Below are 13,084 nucleotides of genomic sequence, written 5' to 3'. Positions count from 1 at the left end.
GGAGCACCACCCATGGCACTGACCGGTTCCGTCGGCGGTTCCGTCACCGCCGGGTCCTCGTCCGCACCGACGGGGACCCGGCGGGGCGACGGCCGCGCCGCGACGGCCTTCCTCCTGCCCGGTGCGATCGGCTTCGTGGTCTTCACGGCCTTCCCGATCGCCGCCTCGCTCGTCATGAGCTTCTTCGACTGGCCGGTGCTGGGCTCGCCGAAGTTCATCGGCCTGCAGAACTTCGTCGAACTGTTCACCACCGATCCGGTGTTCAAGAGCGCTCTGCTCAACACCACCGTGTTCGTGGTGCTGTACGTGCCGATCAACCTCGTGCTGTCGATGTCGCTGGCGGTGTGGATCTCCCCTCGCATCGTCGGGCGGCGCTACTACCGCGTGCTGTTCTTCATCCCGGCCGTGACGCCGATGGTGGGCAACGCCGTCGTCTTCGCGCTCCTCTACACCCCGAACGGCCTGATCGACAGCACCTTCGTCTCGCTCTTCGGGGTGCACGCCCCCAACTTCCTGGGCTCGGACTCGTGGGCGCTGCCGGCGGTCGTGCTGATGAGCGTGTGGCAGGGTTTCGGCTACAACCTGCTGGTCTTCTCGGCGGCGCTCGACGCCGTGCCGCCCTCCCTCACCGAGGCTGCGGCCATCGACGGCGCAGGACCTGCGCGGCAGTTCTTCTCGGTGGTGCTGCCCCTCCTCAGCCCGTCGCTCTTCTTCGCCACGGTCCTGACCCTCATCAGCTCCTTCCAGGTGTTCGTCCAGCCCTACATCCTCACCGGCGGCGGCCCGGGCAACGCCACCACCACGCTGGTGATGTACCTCTACCAGAGCGGGTTCCAGTTCTTCCGCCTCGGTTTCGCGGCGGCCATCGCCTGGGTGCTGTTCATCATCATCATGGTGATCACCGGTGTGCAGTTCCTGGGCCAGAAGAAGTGGGTGCACTATGACTGACCAGGGCGAAACTCCCAGGGGTGCAGCCGGCGTCCCCCTGCCGATCGGCGGCTCCGAGGCCGCTGCGAGGACCGGCAGCACCGTGGCCCTGGACGCACACCGCTCGGCCCCGGTGATCGCGACCGGCGCCGGGAGGAAGAAGCGCCGACCCGTCGTCTCGCAGCTCCTGCTGACGGTGGTGACGCTGCTGTTCCTCGCGCCGCTGATCTGGATGGTGCTGTCCAGCCTCAAGAGCAGCGGCGAGATCTTCCAGACGCCCCCCAAGCTGTTCGGCAGCTCCCTGGAGTGGCGCAACTACCCGGACGCGCTGAACTACCTGCCGTTCGTCCGGTTCCTGCTCAACACGCTCTTCGTCTCGCTGGCCGGCACGCTCATCGTGCTGGTCACCTCGGGGATGTCCGCCTACGCCTTCGCCCGCCTGAAGTTCCGCGGCCGCGAGCAGATCTTCCTGGTCTACCTGGGCACGCTGATGGTGCCGCAGGAGGTCGTCGTCATCCCCATGTTCCTGCTGATGCGCTACTTCGGCTGGGTCAACAGCTTCCAGGCACTGATCCTGCCGTGGGCCTTCACGGCCTTCGGCACCTTCCTGCTCCGCCAGTTCTTCCTCACCGTCCCGAACGAGCTCGAGGAGTCGGCGCGGATCGACGGAGCCGGGCACTGGCGCATCCTGACCCGGATCATCGCGCCGATCGCCGCGCCGGCGTTCGCCGTGCTGGCCGTCTTCACCTTCATCTCCTACTGGAACAGCTTCCTGTGGCCGCTGATCATCACCAACGACACGTCCACCACCACCGTCTCGCTCGGTCTGAACCTCTTCCTCGGTCAGAACGGCCAGGAGTGGGGCCTGCTCATGGCTGCGGCCACGGTCTCGATGGCCCCGACCGCCCTGCTCGTCCTCGTGCTGCAGCGCTACCTGGTCGCCGGCATCGCCCTGTCGGGGCTGGGTGGCCGCTGAGCGGCTGCCAGCCCCTCCCCCACCGCGACACCACCTCGGAGGTCCACCGTGTTCTCGGACGACACCCGGCCGGAGGTCTACGCGCGCTTCGAGCGTCCGCTGCCCTCCTGGTACGCCGACGCCAAGCTCGGCGTCTTCATCCACTGGGGGGCCTACTCCGTACCGGCCTGGGCCGAGCCCATCGGGGAGCTCGGGACGTTCGAGCCGGACCACTGGTTCACGCACAACCCCTACGCGGAGTGGTACTTCAACACCATCCGCATCGACGGCTCCCCCGCGCAGCAGCACCACCGCGAGGTGTTCGGCGGCGCCCCGTACGACGACTTCCTCGACGCCTGGCGCGCGGAGGAGTTCGACGCCGACGACTGGGCCGCGCTCTTCGCCCGCGCCGGCGCGCGGTACGTCGTCCCCACCACCAAGCACCACGACGGCATCTGCCTGTGGGACGCCCCCGGCACCCCCCGCAACACCGTGGCTCGCGGACCGCGGCGCGACCTCGTGGGCGAGATCGCCGCGGCGTCCCGGCGCGCGGGCCTGAGGTTCGGCACCTACTACTCCGGCGGTCTCGACTGGGACGTCGCGGACTTCGGGCCGATCCTCGAGCACATCCACGACGACCAGCGCCCGCTCGACGCCGGGTACGCCCGGTACGCGAACGCCCACGTGCTCGACCTCGTCGAGAGGTACTCCCCCGACGTGCTGTGGGGCGACATCGAGTGGCCGGACGCCGGCAAGCCCGAGGGGCCGGAGTGCTTCGCCCAGGTGCTGGACGCGTTCTACGCCGCCGCACCCGACGGCGTGGTGAACGACAGGTTCGGCGCCACCCACTGGGACTTCCGCACCAGCGAGTACCAGCAGGGCCGGGACCTCGAGGCCGGCGCCTGGGAGAACTGCCGCGGCGTCGGGTACTCCTTCGGCTACAACCAGGTGGAGGGCGTCGAGCACCACCTCGACGGTCCCGGCGCCGTGCGCCACCTGCTGGACGTCGTCTCGCGCGGCGGGAACCTGCTGCTCGACGTCGGCCCCGCGTCCTCCGGGCGCATCCCCGACCTCCAGCGCGCCTGCCTGGAGCAGCTGGGCGACTGGATGGCCGTCAACGGCGCCGCGGTGCACGGCACCCGCGTGGTGGACGCCGAGGTCGCCTCCCCCAGCGGGCACGCCCAGGACGGGTCGGGCGCCGAGGGGACCTGGGTGCGCTGGACGCGGTCGGGCGACGGCAGCACCCTCTTCGCCGTGCTGGACGGCGCCACCGGCATGCGCGGCACCGCGCCGGTCGGGACGACGACGGTGGCGCTGCGCGCCGGGGCGGTCGACCTGCTCGGGGCGGAACTGCTCGACGGCACCCCCGTCCCGGCGACCGCGGTCGACGGCGGGGTCCGGTTCGAGGTCCCCGCCTCCGCGTCGCAGCACGGCCCGGCGGTGGTCTCCCTCCCGCTCCGCGGCTGACCCATCGGCCGTGCAAGGATCACCGGTGGAGCAGGTCGCGGCGGTCCTGCCCGGGCTCGGGGAGGCGGGAGCGGTGCGGCGCGGTGGGCGGGCGTCCAGCTACAAGGACATCCAGCGGATGACCGGGCTGTCGCTGGCGACCATCTCGAAGTTCCACAACGGCGGCAACGTCCTGCCCGAGAACCGGGAGGCGATCGAGCGGGCCGTGGTCGCGCTCGACTTCCGCCCCAACGAGGTGGCGCGCGGCCTGCGGCTCAAGCGCACCCGGACGGTCGGCGTGCTCCTCCCGGTGCTCGACAACGCCTTCCACCAGGCGGTGATCGCCGCGGTCGAGGAGGTGCTGCGGGACGACGGCATCACGGTGATCGTCTCGTCCAGCCCCACCCCGGTCGAGCGCGCCGTCGACGCCCTCATGGTCCGCATGGTGGACGGCATCGTCGCGATCCCCTCCGCCCACGACGTCGAGGCGCTGCGCACCGCCTCGCGCCGGGTCCCGGTGGTCCTGGTCGACCGGGACGCCGAGGGGATCACGGCGGACCGGGTCTTCCTCGACAACCGCCGTGCCGGCCTGCTGGCGGCGCGCCACCTCATGGACCACGGGCACCGGCACATCGCCCTGGTGGGCGGCGAGGCTTCGGTCAGCAGCCTGGTCGAGCGCGCCGAGGGCTTCGGGGCAGGGCTCGCGCAACGTGGCCTGACCCTCGACCCGGGCCTGGTCAGCCAGGGACCGCTGACGGTGGAGCAGGGCTACCGCGGCGCCACCGCGGCGCTGCAGGCCGAGCACCGCCCCACCGCGCTGTGCGCGCTGAACTACGAGCTCTCGCTGGGTGCCGTCATCGCCCTCAACGACGCCGGGCTGCGCCTGGGCCAGGACATGTCGGTGCTGGGGTTCGACGCCGCGGACGCCTGGCGCGCCACCGTGCCGCGGCTCAGCGTCGTGGAGCAGCCGGTGCGCACCATCGCCCAGCGGGCCGCCGAGATCATCCGCCTGCGCCTGAAGGCCAGTCACGCCGGCTCGGGGAGCGCCGACGAAACGGCGGACGAGACGTTCGACGGTTCGGTGGACGGGGCGAACGCACCCGTGGTGCCCCTGAGCACCGAGCTGCTCAGCCCCCGCCTCTCCCCCGGCGGCTCGGTCCAGCGCATCTCCAGCTGACCCCGTTCCGCCGGTGAGCCCCTCCCGGACCCCGTTGCCGCGCTTGCGAGCGAAACGTTCTGCCTAGGACGTCGACCCAGGGGCCAACGCATCAGCGGGTGCGCTTGACCCGGTCGCCGGCCCCGCCGTAACTTGGCCGCGAAAGGATTCGCTCACTGTCGAGAGGAAACCTCCTGTGACGACCACCGCGTCCGGCGACCGCAGCTGGGTGCCCGCCCCGATCGATCCACCCGACACCGCGGCCGCGCTGGCCGCGGTGCGCGAGGTCATCGACGCCGGCCCCTTCACCGACACCTGGGACTCCCTCGCCGCCTACGAGGTGCCGGACTGGTTCCGCGACGCCAAGTTCGGGATCTTCATGCACTGGGGCGCCTACTCCGTGCCCGCGTTCGGCAACGAGTGGTACCCGCGGCGGATGTACCAGCAGGGCACGCCGGAGCACGCCCACCACCGCGACGTCCACGGCGACCACGCCGAGGTCGGGTACAAGGACTTCCTGCCCCGCTTCACCATGGAGCGCTTCGACCCGGCGGGCACGGCCCAGCTGTTCCGCCGGGCCGGCGCGCAGTTCGTGGTCCCGGTCGCCGAGCACCACGACGGCGTCGCCATGTACGACGAGCCGCGCACCCGGTGGAACGTCACGAAGGTCGGGCCGAAGCGCGACGTGCTGGGGGACGTGCTGGAGGCGTGCGAGGAGCAGTGGATCGTGCGCGGGGCCTCCAGCCACCGCGCCGAGCACTGGTTCTTCTTCCACCCCGGCCGGGCCTTCCCCTCCGACGTGCGCGACGACCCGGAGTTCGCCGACCTGTACGGCCCGGCGATGCCGCAGGCCACCGGGCCGTCCGAGGCCTACCTCGAGGACTGGTTGCTGCGCACGGTCCGGATCATCGACCACTACCGCCCGCAGGTGCTGTGGTTCGACTGGTGGATCGAGCACCCCGCCTTCGAGCCCTACCGCCGGATGCTCGCGGCCTACTACTACAACCGCGCCGCCCAGTGGGGCCGCGGCGTGGTCATCCAGTACAAGTGGGAGGCCTTCCGGCCCGGCACCGCTGTGCTGGACGTCGAGCGCGGCGGCATGGCCGACGTGCAGGAGCGCCCCTGGCAGAACGACACCTCGGTCTCCCGCACCTCGTGGGGCTGGGTCGAGGGCCACGAGTGGAAGAACCCGGTGGACCTCGTCGGGGAGCTCGTGGACGTCGTCGCCAAGAACGGGTGCCTGCTGCTGAACATCGGGCCCAAACCGGACGGGACGATCCCGCCGGAGGAGGCGGCACTGCTGGAGGGCCTCGGGGCGTGGCTGACGGTGAACGGGGAAGCCGTGTACGGCACCCGCCCGTGGCGCGTCCCGGGCGAGGGTCCGACGGCGGTGCCGGAGGGGTCCTTCACGGACTCCGCGTCGCTGCCCTTCACCTCGGCCGACCTGCGCTTCACGCAGCGCGCCGAGGTGGGTCAGACATCGCTGTACGCGATGGGCATGGTCAAGCCGGAGGACGGTGTGGTGCGCATCCGCGCGCTCGGGGGCGCGTCGTCGCTGGCCGCGCGCGACCTCGGTGCCGTGACGCTGCTGGGGCACCCGGCCCCGCTGGAGGTGCGCCGCACCGACGACGCCCTCGAGGTGGTGCTGCCCTCGCCGCTGCCGGCGGCCGTGGACGCCGTGCCCGGGTTCGCGCTGAGGATGGTCCTGCCCGACCCGGCGGCGCCGGCGCCGCGCGCGCTCCTGCTGCCCGAAGGTGAGGGCGGCGGCTAGACGAACTCCTCGAACCGCTTGCGCAGCAGGCGGGTCACGTCGTCGGGATCCTCTGCCCACCAGCGCCGGGAGAGGATCTCGACCTCGACGGGACCGGTGAACCCCGCGTCGGCGACGAGCCCGGACAGGTGCGGGAGGTCGATGAGGCCGTCGCCCATCATCCCGCGGTCCAGCAGCAGGTCGGACGTCTCCGGCAGCCAGTCCGAGACGTGGTACCCGGCGATCCGCGTTCCGGCGCGGGCGATCTGCCCCTCCAGCTCGGGGTCCCACCAGACGTGGTACGCGTCGACGACCACACCCACCTCGTCGCCGGGGTCCCCACCGAGCTCGTCGGACAGGTCGAGGGCCTGACGCAGCGTGCTGACGACCGACCGGACGCCGATCATCATGGGGTGCAACGGTTCGATCGCCAGCCGGACCCCGGCGGCGCGCGCGTGCGGGAGCAGCTCGGCGATGCCGTCGCGCACCCGGGCCCGGGCCGCGGCGAGGTCGCGGTCCAGCAACGGTCCGCAGACGAGGACGAGCGCGTCGGCCTGGAGCGCAGCTGCTTCGTCGACGGCGCGGCGGTTGTCCTCGAGCACCGCGGCGGGGTCGGCGGCGGGGTCGGTGAACATGCCGCCGCGGCAGACGGAACTGACGTGCAGCCCGGCCGACCGCACGAGCTGGACGGCGCGGTCGAGACCGACCGCGGCGATCTTGTCGCGCCACAGGGCGATCGCCCCGATCTCGTGCCGCTCGCAGGCCGCAACGGCCGCGGGCAGGTCGAGGGAGTTGAGGGTGATCTGGTTCAGGCTCAGCCGCGCGGCGTCCATGGTCCACTCCGTCGTCGTCGCTGGAATGCGCTTTCCCGTACCATGGCACAGGCCGCTCATCCGGTCAACGCCGCACTGCGGGACGTGGTCACAGGCTGAGCTTGTGACCCCACGGCCCGCCCCCTGTTCCGCGTCGCCGGTCCGAGGCGCAGGCTGAGGGCGTGCTCCGCGTCCTGCCCCGCCCCACCTCCCCGCTCGCCGCGCTCGTCCCCGGACTGCTCGTCGTGGCCCTCGCCACCGTCCTCGCCCTCGGGCTCGAGCGGCTGACTCACGTCCTGACGGCCTCGACGGTCGCGGTGGCGCTGGGGGCGCTCGTCCGCTCGACCGGGGCGTTCCGGCCGTCCTGGAAGCCGGCGACGGGGTTCGCGTCCAAGCGGCTGCTGCGGATCGCCGTCGTCCTCCTCGGGCTGCAGCTGCCGCTGTCGCAGGTGCGCCACCTCGGCTGGGGCGGGGTCCTGCTCGTCGTCGGGGTCGTCGTCGTGACGTTCACCGGCACCCAGCTGCTGGGCCGCGCGCTGGGGTTGGGGCGGGACCGCTCGCTGCTCGTCGCGACGGGCTTCTCGATCTGCGGGGCGTCGGCCATCGCCGCGGTGCGACCCGCGACGGACGCGGACGAGGAGGACGTCGCGACCTCCATCGCGCTCGTGACCCTCTGCGGATCGCTGGCCATCCTGCTGCTGCCGTTGCTGCGCAGCCCCTTCGGCCTCGACGTCCACGCCTTCGGCGTGTGGGTCGGGGCGAGCGTCCACGACGTCGGGCAGGTCGTCGCCACCGGCGACCGGGTGCCCGGGGCGCTGGAGACCGCCGTGGTCGTCAAGCTCTCGCGCGTCCTCCTCCTGGCGCCGCTCGTCGCGCTCGTCGTGCTGCACCGCCGTCGGACGGTGCCCGCCACGAGCTCCGCCGCCCGTCCCCCGGTCCTGCCGTTCTTCGTCGCCGCCTTCGTCGTCGCCGTCCTCGTGCGCGCCACCGGCCTCGTGCCCACCGTCGCCCTCGACGCCGTGCAGCACGTGCAGTCCGTCCTGCTCGTCGCCGCGCTGTTCGCGCTCGGGACGGGGATCGACGTCCCGCACCTGCTGCGCACGGGCGGGCGGTCGCTCGTGCTGGGGCTCAGCTCGTGGGTGCTCGTGGCCGGGGTCTCGCTCGCCGGGGTGCACCTGCTGCACGTCGGCGGATGACCGCGGCCGGCCCCCCACCTGCACCCACGTCTCACCGGACGCGTGGGCCGGGCGTGGGCCGGGCGTGGGCCGGGCGTGGGAACACCCGTGGGTGTCCCCACGACGTCGTCAGGACGACCGCCTCGGGACACCCACGGCTCACTCCACGTCGGTGCACCGATGGGTGTCCCGTGGGTGCCTCGCAGGCGTCGGACCGGGCGTGGGACCGGCAGGGGTGTCGTCCCCACGACTGGCGCGCCGGTCCCGCACCTGCACCCACGTAGTACCGGGCGCGGGACCGGGCGTGGGACCGGGCGTGGGAACACCCGTGGGTGTCCCCACCAGGTCGCCAGGGCGACCACCTCCGGACACCCACGGCTCACTCCACGTCGGTGCACCGATGGGTGTCCCCGTGGGTGTCCCCGATGGGTGTTCCCGTGGGTGCTCCAGGACGAGCGGGCCCTCAGTCGCCGAACTCCGCCAGCACCACCGGCACCGTCGTCCGCCGCGCCGGGGCCTGCGACCCGTCCATCCGCTCGACGAGCAGCCGCGCGGCCTGCCGGCCGACGTCGACGGGGTCGTAGGTGGCGAGGGCGACGCGGTCGACGAGGACCTCCGCGAGCTCCACGGCGTCGAACCCGCCGATGACGACGTCAGCGTGGGCGCGGTGGACGGCCAGGAGCGCGCCGACCGTCATCCGGTTGTTGTCGCAGAAGACCGCGGTCGGCGGCTCGGGCAGGGCCAGCAGGTCCTGGGTGGCGGTCCGGGCCTCGTCGCTGCTGTGCTGGTTGAACCGCAGCAGTTCCCGCTCCTCGCGCACCCCGGCGGCGCGCAGGGCGGCGCGGAAGCCGGAGTACCGCTTGGCACCGGTCCCGGACCCGCGGTCGCCGCCGACGTAGGCGATGCGCCGGTGCCCGCGGTCCAGGAGGAGCTGCGTCAGCCGGCGGCTGCCCCCGGCGTTGTCGAGGAGCACGACGTCGCCGCGCACGCCCTTGGGCAGGCGGTCGACGAAGACGATCGGGGCGCGCTCGGCCAACGCCGCGTACCGGCCGTCGGCGTCGTCGTCGCCGGGCACCATGAGGACGCCGTCCACCCGGCGCCGCAGCAGCTCGCCGACGATCTCCTCCTCCCGCACCTGGTCGCGGTCGCCGACGGCGTCACGACCGGTCGAGAGCAGCAGGACGACGTACCCGGAGGCGGCGGCGACGATCTCGACGCCGTGGGCGAGCTCGGCGGAGAACGGGTTGGTGAGGTCCTCGACGACCAGCGCGATCGTCGCTGTCCGCTGGCCCGGGCGCAGCGTGCGGGCGCTCTCGTTGCGCAGGAACCCGAGGGCGGCGACGGAGGCCTCGACGGTGGCCCGCGTGACGGGGTCGACGTACTTCTCCGCGTTGACGACCCGCGACACCGTGGAGATGCTCACCCCGGCGTGCTCGGCGACGTCCCGCATCGTGGGGGGCCGGCCCTGTGCCACGTCGACCTCCTCGTCGCGCGTTCCTGTGAACGTTGTCAGGGCACAGTAGACGACCGCGGGGGCGGCGTCACGACTCCTCCCGGCCCCTCACCGCAGGACGCGGGTCCACCGGTCGAGGCGGTCGATCGTCCGCAGGGCACCCGCCACCCCGGCCGGCGGGTCGGACACGAACGTGTCGCGCCGCCGCAGCTCCTCGAAGTCGATCCGGTCGCCCCGCGCGAACTCCACCCCCGCGCCGGCGAGCACCGCCGCGAACTCCTGCGCGACGAGCCCGTACCCGCACGTCGTGGGGTGGAGGCCGTCGAGGCCGATGAGACCGCCGGCCAGCAGCCGGCCCGCGTCGTCGGTGGCGGGGAACCGGGTGTCCAGCCCGCGCAGGGCGTCCGGCAGCGGGTAGGGCGCGAACTCCGGCGGGCGCGCACCCAGTTCGTCGTTGCGGCGCACGGCGAGCCGGTCGAGCATCGCGCCCACGTCCACGACGCGCCAGTCCCGCCCCTGCTCCCGGGCGGCGCTCACGACGTCGAGCAGGGCCCCGTTGTAGCCGTCGATGGCCTGGTCCACGGCCCAGGCGTCGAACCCGGTGAGGTGCCGGTCGCGGTCGGGGTCGAAGGTCTCCTCCCTCACCCACGGGCGGCCGTACCAGCGGAAGTACCGCCCGCACTCGGGCAGCGGTCCGCCGAGGCCGTGGACGATCGGCGGGATGGTCACGTGCGGGACGGTCCCCCACAGGACGCGGTCGGTGTCGACGGCGGCCACGGCCCGCGCCACCTCGGCCAGCTCGGCGGTGAAGTCGGGGACCGTCCACACCGTGTACGCGTCCTTGGCGTGCAGCTCGCGGAAGCCTGGTCCGCTCGCGACGACCCGCAGCTGCACGACGCTGGGCAGGGCGTTGTTCGAGCCGAGCCAGACGCAGAGGGTCTCGACGCCGCCGTCGAGGTCGCGCAGCGCCCGCAGCGACGTCAGGGCCTCCCCCGTCGCCGTCCGGGAGCCGTCGAGCACCTCGACGGCGGCACGGGCCTTGGGGGCCTGGACCAGGGGGTTCCACCGCGTCAGCCACCCGGACCGCAGCCGGGCGCGCTCGGTGTCCGCCGTGCGCGCGAGGTGGTCGCGCAGGTCCCAGCCCCAGACCGCGAGGTCCTCGTACCGGGGGCCGCCCCGCGGGCCCGGAGGCCGCTCGTAGGCGCGCTGCACCTCCAGCGCGTACGCCAGCCCGCCGACGACCGCGGGCACCAGCGGGCGAGCGAGCGCGCGGCGGGCCAGGAACTCCAGGTTCAGCGGGTACCCGCCCGGGCCGCCGTCCTGCGGGCGCGCGAACGGCACGCCGAGGAGGTCGGCGAGGAGCGCCGGCCAGGACAGGGCGTGGTCGTGCACGGCGTAGTGCTTGAAGCCCTGCGTGAGGGAGTCGCCCACCGCGGCGAAGCGGTGCGTGCGCGGTCGCGGGGGTCGTGGAGGCACGTCCACGCCGAGCGTCGGGTCCTCGACCGGGGGCCGGACGGCCGTCGTGAGGGTCAGCCCGAGGTCGGACGCGGCGGTCGGCACGCGCGCAGTGTGCCCTCCCGCGGGTCACGGGCGAGGACCGGGCCTACGCTCGGCCCCGTGGAGGATCCGGCAGGACGACGGGTGGACTACGGGCAGCGGCACCTCGCGGAGTCCGACCTCGCGGCGACGCCGCTCGAGCAGTTCGAGCGGTGGTACCAGCAGGTCGTGGACGCGGGGTCGGCGGCGGTGCCCGAACCCAACGCGATGACGCTGTCCACGGTCGACGAGGACGGCGTCTCGGCGCGGACGGTGCTCCTCAAGGGGGTCGACGCGCGGGGTTTCGTCCTCTACACGAACCTGCGCTCGCGCAAGGCCCGTGGGATCGCCCACGACCCACGGGTCTCCCTCGTCTTCGGGTGGTTCGGCGTGCAGCGCCAGGTGTGCGTGCGCGGTCGCGCCGAGGAGGTGCCGCGCGAGGAGACGGAGGCGTACTTCCCCTCGCGCCCCTACGGTTCCCGCATCGGTGCCTGGGCGAGCGAGCAGTCCGCCCCCGTCGACGCCGCGGCCACGCTCGACGAGCGCGCCGCGCAGTTGCGGGAACGCTGGCCCGACACCGGGTCCGCCGCGGACGTGCCGACCCCGCAGCACTGGGGAGGTTTCCTCGTCCGCGCCCACGAGGTGGAGTTCTGGCAGGGACGGACCTCGCGGTTGCACGACCGCCTCGTGTTCTCCGCCACCGGCACGGGGACCGCCCTCGACGTCGCGGGGAACTGGTCGGTCGGACGCCGTCAACCCTGAACCGGCGACCCCGGACCGGCAGGGGTGCCGGCGAGTATCGTCGTGGGATGGAGAGGACCCTGCACACGCGTCTGCACGCCGACGCCCTCGAGGCCTACGACACCCTGCACGCCGAGGTCCCCGCCGACCTGCTCCAGGCCCTCGCCGACGCGGGCGTTCGGGACTGGCGCATCTGGCGCGACGGCCGGGACGTGTTCCACTGGCTCGACGTCGAGGACTACCAGGCGATGCGCGCCCACCTGAGCGACCACCCCGCGAACATCGCCTGGCAGGCCCGTGTGTCGCCCCTGCAGTCGACGCCGGACGACTACTCCGGGGACGACGAGGGGCTGCCGTTCGTCTGGAGCTTCCGCGAGCAACGCGCTGCGGCGCAGCAGGACTGAGCACCGTGGCGGTCACCGACGACGCGATCGAGCGCATCAAGGGGATGATCCTGGGCGGCGAACTGCGCCCCGGTGACCGCCTGCCGCGGGAGGCCGAACTGTCCGCGGCGCTGGGGTTGTCGCGCAACTCCCTGCGCGAGGCCGTGCGCGCGCTGGCGCTCATCAACGTCCTCGACGTGCGTCAGGGCGACGGAACCTACGTCTCCAGCCTGGAACCGGGGGTCATGCTCGACGCCATGACGTTCGTCGTCGACGTCCAGCACGACGACTCGCTCTTGGAGTTCACCGAGGTCCGCCGGTTGCTGGAACCTCCCGCGACGTCGATGGCGACGCTGCGCATGAGCGACGACGAGATCGCGGGCCTGTCCGACCTGCTCGACGAACTGGGCCCCGACCCCAGCGTCGAGGACCTCGTCGCCAACGACCAGGAGTTCCACCGACGGATCGCCCTCGGAGCGGGGAACTCCGTCCTCGCCTCGCTCATCGAGACCCTGTCCGGTCCGTTGCACCGGGCGCGCGTGTGGCGAGGGCTGACCCAGGAGGCCGCGACGACGCGGACGCTGGACGAGCACCGCGCCATCCAGCAGGCCATGGCCGCCCGCCAGCACGACGTGGCCCGCGCCTGGGCGCAGGTCCACGTCGCGGGCGTGGAGCAGTGGCTGCGGTCGGTCAGTGCCACCCGTCGTGCCGCGGCGGCTCCGGACGCCTCGGCAGGGTGATCCGCACGGT

The 13,084-nt window shown here is 73.1% G+C and carries 12 protein-coding genes; 9 read left to right on the top strand and 3 right to left on the bottom strand.

Going from position 1 to position 13,084, the window contains the following annotated elements:
• The first annotated feature begins 12 nt into the window (after positions 1-12).
• The 5 genes from ACFEMC_RS05390 to ACFEMC_RS05370 all read left to right on the top strand — a co-directional run bounded on the left by ACFEMC_RS05390 (position 13) and on the right by ACFEMC_RS05370 (position 6,255).
• A complete protein-coding gene (locus ACFEMC_RS05390; protein WP_380174305.1) occupies positions 13-948 on the top strand; it encodes a carbohydrate ABC transporter permease in 936 nt (311 codons plus the stop codon).
• Between the two features lie 82 nt (positions 949-1,030).
• A complete protein-coding gene (locus ACFEMC_RS05385) occupies positions 1,031-1,903 on the top strand; it encodes a carbohydrate ABC transporter permease (RefSeq protein ID WP_380174304.1) in 873 nt (290 codons plus the stop codon).
• Between the two features lie 48 nt (positions 1,904-1,951).
• The gene (locus tag ACFEMC_RS05380) at positions 1,952-3,349 is read left to right on the top strand and encodes an alpha-L-fucosidase (protein ID WP_380174303.1); all 1,398 of its coding nucleotides are present in this window, start codon (positions 1,952-1,954) and stop codon (positions 3,347-3,349) included.
• 25 nt (positions 3,350-3,374) lie between these two features.
• Positions 3,375-4,505 (top strand): LacI family DNA-binding transcriptional regulator, encoded by a 1,131-nt coding sequence (locus ACFEMC_RS05375; protein ID WP_380174302.1) that lies wholly within the window; start codon positions 3,375-3,377, stop codon positions 4,503-4,505.
• Positions 4,506-4,680: 175 nt separating this feature from the next.
• Positions 4,681-6,255, top strand: coding sequence for an alpha-L-fucosidase (locus tag ACFEMC_RS05370; RefSeq protein ID WP_380174301.1), 1,575 nt, complete (start codon positions 4,681-4,683; stop codon positions 6,253-6,255).
• On the opposite strand, the gene ACFEMC_RS05365 is transcribed toward ACFEMC_RS05370, so the two are convergent.
• Positions 6,252-7,067, bottom strand: coding sequence for a sugar phosphate isomerase/epimerase family protein (locus tag ACFEMC_RS05365; protein ID WP_380174300.1), 816 nt, complete (start codon positions 7,065-7,067; stop codon positions 6,252-6,254). The two genes, ACFEMC_RS05370 and ACFEMC_RS05365, sit on opposite strands and share 4 nt — an antisense overlap.
• Positions 7,068-7,228: 161 nt before the next feature.
• Between ACFEMC_RS05365 and ACFEMC_RS05360 the strand changes: the two genes are divergently transcribed.
• Positions 7,229-8,242 (top strand): YeiH family protein, encoded by a 1,014-nt coding sequence (locus ACFEMC_RS05360; protein ID WP_380174299.1) that lies wholly within the window; start codon positions 7,229-7,231, stop codon positions 8,240-8,242.
• Between the two features lie 442 nt (positions 8,243-8,684).
• On the opposite strand, the gene ACFEMC_RS05355 is transcribed toward ACFEMC_RS05360, so the two are convergent.
• Positions 8,685-9,695: a LacI family DNA-binding transcriptional regulator gene (locus tag ACFEMC_RS05355; RefSeq protein ID WP_380174298.1), complete on the bottom strand. Its 1,011-nt coding sequence runs from the start codon at positions 9,693-9,695 to the stop codon at positions 8,685-8,687.
• Positions 9,696-9,782: 87 nt separating this feature from the next.
• Positions 9,783-11,234, bottom strand: a complete 1,452-nt coding sequence (locus tag ACFEMC_RS05350) for a hypothetical protein (RefSeq protein WP_380174297.1) — start codon at positions 11,232-11,234, stop codon at positions 9,783-9,785.
• Between the two features lie 57 nt (positions 11,235-11,291).
• On the opposite strand from ACFEMC_RS05350, the gene pdxH reads away from it, so the two are divergent.
• From pdxH to ACFEMC_RS05335, 3 genes are read left to right on the top strand one after another with little or no spacing between them, the layout of a single operon-like run.
• On the top strand, positions 11,292-11,972 hold the full coding sequence (pdxH, locus tag ACFEMC_RS05345; RefSeq protein ID WP_380174296.1) for a pyridoxamine 5'-phosphate oxidase: 681 nt from the start codon (positions 11,292-11,294) through the stop codon (positions 11,970-11,972).
• A 47-nt stretch (positions 11,973-12,019) separates the two neighbouring features.
• Positions 12,020-12,355, top strand: coding sequence for an L-rhamnose mutarotase (locus ACFEMC_RS05340; protein WP_380174295.1), 336 nt, complete (start codon positions 12,020-12,022; stop codon positions 12,353-12,355).
• A 5-nt stretch (positions 12,356-12,360) separates the two neighbouring features.
• The gene (locus ACFEMC_RS05335) at positions 12,361-13,074 is read left to right on the top strand and encodes a FadR/GntR family transcriptional regulator (RefSeq protein ID WP_380174294.1); all 714 of its coding nucleotides are present in this window, start codon (positions 12,361-12,363) and stop codon (positions 13,072-13,074) included.
• The last annotated feature ends 10 nt before the right edge of the window (positions 13,075-13,084 follow it).

Source organism: Kineococcus sp. DHX-1 (genome assembly GCF_042473625.1).
Classification (GTDB): domain Bacteria; phylum Actinomycetota; class Actinomycetes; order Actinomycetales; family Kineococcaceae; genus Kineococcus.
The sequence above is the reverse complement of the archived record's forward strand: the minus strand, read 5'-3'. Positions and strand labels throughout refer to the sequence as shown.

Excerpts from the sequence above, each read along its gene's own strand:
- ACFEMC_RS05390 (WP_380174305.1), top strand. The coding sequence starts at position 13 with ATGGCACTGACCGGTTCCGTCGGCGGTTCCGTCACCGCCGGGTCCTCG.
- ACFEMC_RS05365 (WP_380174300.1), bottom strand. The coding sequence starts at position 7,067 with ATGGACGCCGCGCGGCTGAGCCTGAACCAGATCACCCTCAACTCCCTC.
- ACFEMC_RS05340 (WP_380174295.1), top strand. The coding sequence starts at position 12,020 with ATGGAGAGGACCCTGCACACGCGTCTGCACGCCGACGCCCTCGAGGCC.